Origin of the sequence: Mesorhizobium sp. M0040 (genome assembly GCF_040323505.1) — a bacterium.
GTDB lineage: Bacteria > Pseudomonadota > Alphaproteobacteria > Rhizobiales > Rhizobiaceae > Mesorhizobium.
Map to the genome: position 1 here is coordinate 1 of NZ_JAMYVA010000102.1, position 6693 is coordinate 6693.

7 protein-coding genes are annotated in these 6693 nt (G+C 61.5%); 4 read left to right on the forward strand and 3 right to left on the reverse strand.

What is annotated here, in order from left to right; all coding sequences use genetic code 11:
• Positions 1-112: 112 nt before the first annotated feature.
• The 3 genes from NKJ91_RS33035 to NKJ91_RS33045 form a co-directional block, all read right to left on the reverse strand.
• Positions 113-481, reverse strand: a complete 369-nt coding sequence (locus NKJ91_RS33035) for a hypothetical protein (protein ID WP_352458853.1) — start codon at positions 479-481, stop codon at positions 113-115.
• Positions 482-569: 88 nt separating this feature from the next.
• Positions 570-1052 carry a DUF2155 domain-containing protein gene (locus NKJ91_RS33040; protein WP_352458847.1) on the reverse strand — a complete coding sequence of 161 codons (483 nt, stop codon included), beginning with the start codon at positions 1050-1052 and terminating at the stop codon, positions 570-572.
• A 156-nt stretch (positions 1053-1208) separates the two neighbouring features.
• Entirely contained in the window at positions 1209-1607 is a 399-nt protein-coding gene (locus NKJ91_RS33045; RefSeq protein ID WP_352458848.1) for an NADH:ubiquinone oxidoreductase subunit NDUFA12, read from the reverse strand.
• Positions 1608-1862: 255 nt separating this feature from the next.
• On the opposite strand from NKJ91_RS33045, the gene NKJ91_RS33050 reads away from it, so the two are divergent.
• The 4 genes from NKJ91_RS33050 to NKJ91_RS33065 all read left to right on the forward strand — a co-directional run bounded on the left by NKJ91_RS33050 (position 1863) and on the right by NKJ91_RS33065 (position 6382).
• A complete protein-coding gene (locus NKJ91_RS33050) occupies positions 1863-3023 on the forward strand; it encodes a helix-turn-helix transcriptional regulator (RefSeq protein ID WP_352458849.1) in 1161 nt (386 codons plus the stop codon).
• Positions 3024-3230: 207 nt separating this feature from the next.
• Positions 3231-4631, forward strand: a complete 1401-nt coding sequence (locus tag NKJ91_RS33055) for an ArnT family glycosyltransferase (protein ID WP_352458850.1) — start codon at positions 3231-3233, stop codon at positions 4629-4631.
• Between the two features lie 94 nt (positions 4632-4725).
• Positions 4726-5025, forward strand: coding sequence for a hypothetical protein (locus tag NKJ91_RS33060; protein WP_352458851.1), 300 nt, complete (start codon positions 4726-4728; stop codon positions 5023-5025).
• Positions 5026-5320: 295 nt separating this feature from the next.
• Positions 5321-6382: a hypothetical protein gene (locus NKJ91_RS33065; protein WP_352458852.1), complete on the forward strand. Its 1062-nt coding sequence runs from the start codon at positions 5321-5323 to the stop codon at positions 6380-6382.
• Positions 6383-6693 lie beyond the last annotated feature (311 nt).

A 6693-nucleotide genomic window follows, 5' to 3' on the forward strand; every position in this document is an offset into this window, starting at 1 on the left:
GCCATCACAGCCATCATGCGAAAGCTCATCATCCTCGCAAACGCACTACTCAGGGACAATCGGACCTGGACACCATCTCTCCCTTGACCAACACGGATACTCTTGCGGCCGGTCAGCCTTTTGCTGCCGTCACCAGCGGCGTCTGTGCGTGGAACATCATCTTCCAGCCATTGACGCGGTGGACATAGCCGGTGCTGACCAGCGCCGCATAGGCTTCGCCATCTTGCCGCGTCGCACGCGCCTCGTAGGTCAGCATGACGATGTCGCTGCCCGGCTCGATGATGCCCTTGAGGTCGATGTCGAGATCGCGCCAGCGGTTCGGGTCCGTGGCAGTTGCGGCCAGATCGGTATTGCTCATCACCCGCGCCATCTGCGGGAAGGCCACCAGGCATTCGGTATCGGCATTGGCCTTGAAATAGTCGGCGCCACCGCTCCAGAATCCCCTTTCGATGTCGAGAAGTTCGTTCTTGTTGGCCATCATCATGGCAACCTCCTCCGTAGAGAGGCACCAACGCTCGGGCAACACGGCGGTTCCGCAAGACGCGGTATCCGCCGCGCGCTGACAGATTCTAGTTGGTTTTGGGGGCGGCGGGTGCTGGCACGTCGGACTTCTGCTTGCAGCCCTTCAGCCAGATATCATAGACGGCATGCTCGACGGCGTTGATCCCGGGGCTTTCGGCAAACATCCAGCCGGTGAAGATACGGCGTATTTTCCGGTCGAGCGTGATCTCGTCGACCCCGACGAACGAATCCGTCTTCGGCTCTTCGTTTTCGGGCCGCGAATAGCAGATGCGCGGCGTCACCTGCAAAGCGCCGAACTGCACCGTCTCGTCGATGTAGACATCGAAGGTGATGATACGGCCGGTGATCTTGTCGATGCCGGCGAATTCAGCGACGGGATTGGTGATGCGCTCGGATACTGCTGGTGCTGCAGGCGCCACCGACGCGTCCGGCGCAGGCGGCGCCAATTCCTGCGCAGTAGCAAGCGCCACCATAGAAGCGAGAACGACCGCGGTTAATCCGCCCGTCAAAATTCGGCTGAACATGCTCATGCAAGGTCCGGTGGTTTGCGCCCGGGTGATTCTCTTAACGCCAAGGCTAGTTGCTGCTGTCGGATCAGCAAACAGCTAAACAGCAATTGTGGCGACAAAGGACCGCCCTCGTGGGGACCGCCCCCGTGGGGACCGCGCGCGTGTCGCGGCGATCGATCACGAACCAGGCGTCCAGGCGTCGTAGTCGCCCGTCACCTGCGGACGATGCTGGTTGGTCAGCACCGAGCCTTTCGGGCGATAGGCCGCGGGGCTGCCGGTGAGGTTCGGCACATGCGGCTTTTGCCAGTCGCGTGGCTTGTAGTCTTCGCTTGGCGGCGCAACGTCGACACGATGATGGATCCAGCCGTGCCAGCCGGGCGGAATCGCCGAGGCTTCCGAATAGTTGCGGTAGATGACCCAGCGACGGGTGCGGCCTTCCGAATCGACGCCGCCCTCATAGTAGACGTTGCCGACCTCGTCCTGCCCGACCTTCTTGCCGTGCCGCCAGGTGTGGAAGCGCGTTCCCAATGTCTGGCTATTCCACCAGGTGAAAAACTGCAGAAGGAAAGTTTTCATCCAAATCCTCGTGGCAAGTCCTTGAAGCAAGTCCTCGCGGCGGCTGCGGCGCCTGTTCCTGCTTATGGCGTCACGGCATTGCGAAGGCAAGGGTCTTGCCGCAACCGACGAGCAAATGGCTGGCGGGGATGCGAACGGTCATACGATCTTCGTGTGCCCCACGAAGCAGATGAAATGGGTTGTTGGCAACCTTACGCAGCGTTATCCTAGGGGGTGATGCTTCGTCGCCTCAAGGGCGGCAAATGAGAGGGGCTCATGTCATCGCTGGCGGGCACGGCCGGTCGCGCGTTGCCGCAGGTCGTTGAGGCGATCTACGATTCGATTGCCGACGTCGACCGCTGGCAGGCGACACTCGAGGCCATCTGCAACCTGGCGGAAGGCCAGCTTGCCATGCTCGCCGTCATCGACACGATCAGCAGCTCCGCGCGGTTTTCGGTGTCTTGCGGCGATCCCGCAGTTCTTGAGCCGTTGAAGCATGACTACGGCTCGCAAGTGCCGTTCTATGCGGCGGTTCCCAAGATGGAGATCGACGTGCCGTTCACCGTCGATTCGATCTACGCCCTGCAAGGTCCGGATACCCGGCAGAGATGGCTCGAAAGCCGCATCGTGCGCGAATGGGTGCAACCCAACCGGCTGGACGATTTCTTCTGGGTGGCGTTGATGAAGCGGCCGACCCGGATCGGCACGCTGATGGTGGTTACCGACAAGGACAGGCGCCAGATTTCCCGCGAGGATCTCGAGCTTGTCTGCCTGTTGGCACCGCATGTGCGGCGCGCGGTGACCATCGGCGACCTGTTCGAGGCCGAGCGGCGCAAGGCCGAAATCTTCCGCTCCATCATCGAAAGCCTCGACCATCCGGTGCTGATCGTCGCCGAAGACATGACCATCATCTTCGCCAATCCATCAGCCGAAGCGCTGCTCGCCGAAAACATTTCGGTTGCTTGCGTGCGCGGACAGCTTTCCTTCACCTATGCCAAAGCCAACGCCGCGATCGGCCGTGCCGTCCAGCTCGGCACGCGCGACGAATTCGCGCTCGGACCTTGCGGCATCAACATTCCCCTGGCCAGGACGGTCGTTCCGGCGGTGGCCCATGTCATGCCGCTGGCGCGGCGTGAAATCTCGGCGCGCATCTCGCAACGCGCCGCCGCAGCGATCTTCATCGCCGCGGCCGGTTCGACACCGACCCCGGCGCTGGACGCCATTGCGGCGCTGTTCGGACTGACCGCGGCAGAAAGGCGAGTCGCCGGTCACGTTGCCGCCGGCCTGACGCGAAAGGAAATCGCCGCGGCCGGCGGCGTCTCGGACGGCACCGTCAAGTCGCAGCTGGCGACGATCTTCGACAAGACCGGTACAGGCGATCAGCGCGAGCTCGAACTGTTGATGCGCGAATTGTCACCGCCGTTGCGCTCCAGTTGATTTGCGCAGATTCCTCGAATCGGCGGTGGTCCAAATGACTCGGCCGGTAAGTTTTTCAAACCTTTGACACCATCGTCCGCAAAATCTGGGAAACGAAACCGGCATCGTTGCAATTCGGCCAAAATCATGGTGCGGTCGTTCGCGGTCCAGAAACGCGGCACTATGCTCGGCTGGAATGAAAATGGTTTCTGGCGCGGATCTCGATCTTTGACACCGACATCTACCGAGCGGCTGCTCCCCTACCTCTTTCTGCTTGGGCTGATCGTAATCGCGGTCGCTTTCCGGCCACTGCTGCCCGTCGACGAAACGCGATATCTCAGCGTCACCTGGGAAATGTATCTGAGCGGACAGATCTTCGTCCCGACGATGAATTTCGCGCCCTATCTCCAGAAGCCGCCACTGCTGTTTTGGCTTATCGACCTTGTCTGGAACATTTTCGGCGCCAGCCGGCCGGCGGCGATGCTGGTCATCTTCGCCGCCTCCTCGCTCGTCATCCGGCTGACGACGGCGTTGGCAAAGACCCTGTTTCCGGGCCGCGACGACATCGCGCGGCGCATCCCCTGGCTGGTCGCCGGAAGCAGCGTGTTCGTCATCTATTCGACGCTGATCCTGTTCGACCTGTTGCTGACGGTCTTTGTGCTCGCCGCGCTGTTGTCGTTGATTGCCTTTGCCCGCAGCGGCAACCGCTGGCAGGCCGTTCTGGCCGGGCTGTTCATCGGCATGGGCGTGCTGACGAAAGGCCCGGTGGTGCTGATCCATATCGGCGCGCCCATCCTGTTCTACCCGTTCTGGCGCGACGGGCGGGCGGGACTGACGACACCGAACTTCCTCGCTGGAGTGGGCCTGGCCCTGCTCGCCGCACTAATTCCGGTGGCGATCTGGCTGGTGCCGGCGACCATCCTGACAAAAGGCAATTTCGTTTATGATCTCGTCTGGAACCAGTCGGCGGGGCGCGTCACCGGCAATTTGCGCAATTCGCACGGCCGGCCGTTCTATTTCTATCTGCTGCTGCTGCCGGTCATGTTCATACCGTGGATCTTCATACCCGAGGTGTGGCGGTTGAAGCTGCGCACGCGGCTACGCAACCTGATCGACGCGAAGTCGCCGGATCTGCGCGCCTTGCGCCTGCTGTCATTCTCGTTCGTTGCCGTGTTTCTGGTGTTCAGCGCGATATCCGGCAAGCAGCCTCATTATGTCGTGCCGATGTTGCCGTTCGTGGTCATCCTGTTCGGCTATTTCATGGCGGAGATCCCGCTCGCCAGGCTGAAGAGCTCGGCCATCGTCATGCTTGTCATTTTCGGCATCGGCCACGCGGTGGCATCGGCAACCGCGTTCAAACGCTATGATCTGACGCCGCTCGCCAACTTCATCGACGAGCGAAAGGATGCGGACTGGGCCGTGGCTTTCGACTATCAAGGCGAAGTCGGCTTCCTGGCCCGGTTGCAAAAGCCATTCGAAACCACCGACAAACCGGAAGAATGGCTTGGCTCGCATCCCAGCGGCCATGTCATCGACAAGGTTTCCAAGGATCCCGGCACTGCAGGGCAAATCGCGTTCCGGCTTCGCGTCGAACGCGGCTATCTCGTCGTGCTGAAGGGACAGCATTGACGATCGTCACCGGTATGCGAGTTCGTCCCCCGCGCGGGAGATGAAGGCGTTGCTGCTTCGTGGTTCCATCGCTCGATAGAACCGGGAGGTATTCATGCGCAAGCTCATCTCGACGACGCTTTTTGCCTTATCGCTCGCTGTGGCCGGCCTTGCCGCCGATCCGGCATGGAGCTTCAAATGTCAGTCCGGAACGATTGGGCAAGGCAGTTGCTCCTGCTCCGGGACCGCCGACTGCACCGATATGCGGCATTCCAAAATGTGCAAGGGCGACCTGAACTGCGGTTCGGGCAAATGCTCCTGCACGGCCGCATTGGTAGTTGACCCCGGCCCGAAAAACCCCAAGCCCAAGGTCGTCGCGCCGAAGGCGACAACCAAAGGCGTCGTGAAGCAGTAGATATCCAATCCGAAAGGACGGCGGCTCGACGTCGCTGGGCCGGCCCGATGTTTCGCGGTTCATCCCCCGTGCGGGCGATGAACCGCCATCGAACAAATGCTGCTGTCTAGCCGGAGGGTGGTTTCCAACGACAGAGCGAGGATACCATGTTGAAAACCTGCACGATGCTGTTCTTCGGCCTGATGGCGGCCACCGCGGCCGCCCAGCCGCCGCCTTGGGGCCGCCGGTTCCCAGTGCGGCACTTGCCCCATGCAACGCCACACAATCGAACAGGCCCTGCAAAGCCGAACTCGGCGTGTTCCTGATCACCAACACCGTCCGCAACCTGGCGCAAGCCAAGGTCGACGCCACCAACGCACAGCTGGCCGCCCAGGGACGATCGTCACGCGCATCGATCGAATCGCTGAAGCAATGGCGGCCGTCGCGCTTTGCGACGCAGATGCTGAACCAGCCAAACAGCTGGTTTGTCAAAGTTCCTTACATCCTGACCATCAAAGTCTCGATCCCGGTGACCTCCGACCGCCACATCGGCATTCCCATAGACGTCAACGTCTTCTGCAGCGGCTGGCAGACCGATTCCAGCCAGGTCATCATCCGCTCGCAACCCGGCCCGGCGAGCTTCGAGGGCGGCAACATCCTCGAAGACGTTTTCAACGTCGGCAATTACATCGACGCTCAGGTACGGAGCTCGTTTTCGGCACCTCTGCCGGTGACGACGCCGGTTCCAAATTCGAAATGCTCGGCAATAGACGGCTCCGATGCCGGCACGCAGGCCACCGGCGATGATCTCATCTTCTGGACGGTGCCGCGGCGCAACCTGGTGGTGACGGACGCCATAGCCACGCCGACGGTTGAAGTGACCTTCGACAGCCTCACACGCCTGCCAGCCCGCGACTTCCACAACAATATCGTCTATGCGGAATCCGAGGCCATAAACCTCAACGTCTATGCCAATGAGGATGGCCGTCAGAAGGCGCTGACGATGCGCGAAGGCGACGTGGCTGCGCTGAACCTTCCCGCAGTACGGCTGGACGCGCGAAAATACGATTCGCTGGTCGTCATCGGCAATGTCGACCAGCCGCCGAACGACCCCAGAGACAGCGCCTTCGCGGTAGCGGCCAAGACTGCGGGATTCGGTGCCGGTTCCAAGATCATGCAGATCCCGAAGTGGTATTCGAGGCCGCCGGACCAGTTCAATCCCAAGCCTACATGGATCAGAGTTCCCGGCTATGAGCTGCACTATACGGTACGCTATCTCAACAGCGGCGGGCTGGCCGTCGATGGTGGAACCAGTACGGTCCGGCCTCCAAAAGTCGCCGTTCCGATAAAGACGCTCATCAAGCCGAAAACGCCCTGACGCGGCCGCTCGCGGATGACGGCGGCGGTTCAGACCGCTGCCGCCTTCCCCCGCGCGGCAGATGCGGCAGCGCCGGCATCATGGCCTGATCTTGCCGGAACAAACGCGCCGCTGCGCCACGAGCGAGCGGCGCCATCGATGGAGACAAACGATGCTGCACCTTCCTCACACCATGCCCGCCGTCAGGATCATTGCGGCAATCTCGCTGAGTTGTGTGCGTCAAGTTCTGCAAAATGGCGTGGCATTGCGGTGACGTCGGCGTGTCCGCCGCGTAGCCCCCGTGTTTAGCGGAGCGGCGGACATATGACGGT

Excerpts from the sequence above, each read along its gene's own strand:
- NKJ91_RS33035 (WP_352458853.1), bottom strand. The coding sequence starts at position 481 with ATGATGGCCAACAAGAACGAACTTCTCGACATCGAAAGGGGATTCTGG.
- NKJ91_RS33045 (WP_352458848.1), bottom strand. The coding sequence starts at position 1,607 with ATGAAAACTTTCCTTCTGCAGTTTTTCACCTGGTGGAATAGCCAGACA.
- NKJ91_RS33050 (WP_352458849.1), top strand. The coding sequence starts at position 1,863 with ATGTCATCGCTGGCGGGCACGGCCGGTCGCGCGTTGCCGCAGGTCGTT.
- NKJ91_RS33040 (WP_352458847.1), bottom strand. The coding sequence starts at position 1,052 with ATGAGCATGTTCAGCCGAATTTTGACGGGCGGATTAACCGCGGTCGTT.
- NKJ91_RS33060 (WP_352458851.1), top strand. The coding sequence starts at position 4,726 with ATGCGCAAGCTCATCTCGACGACGCTTTTTGCCTTATCGCTCGCTGTG.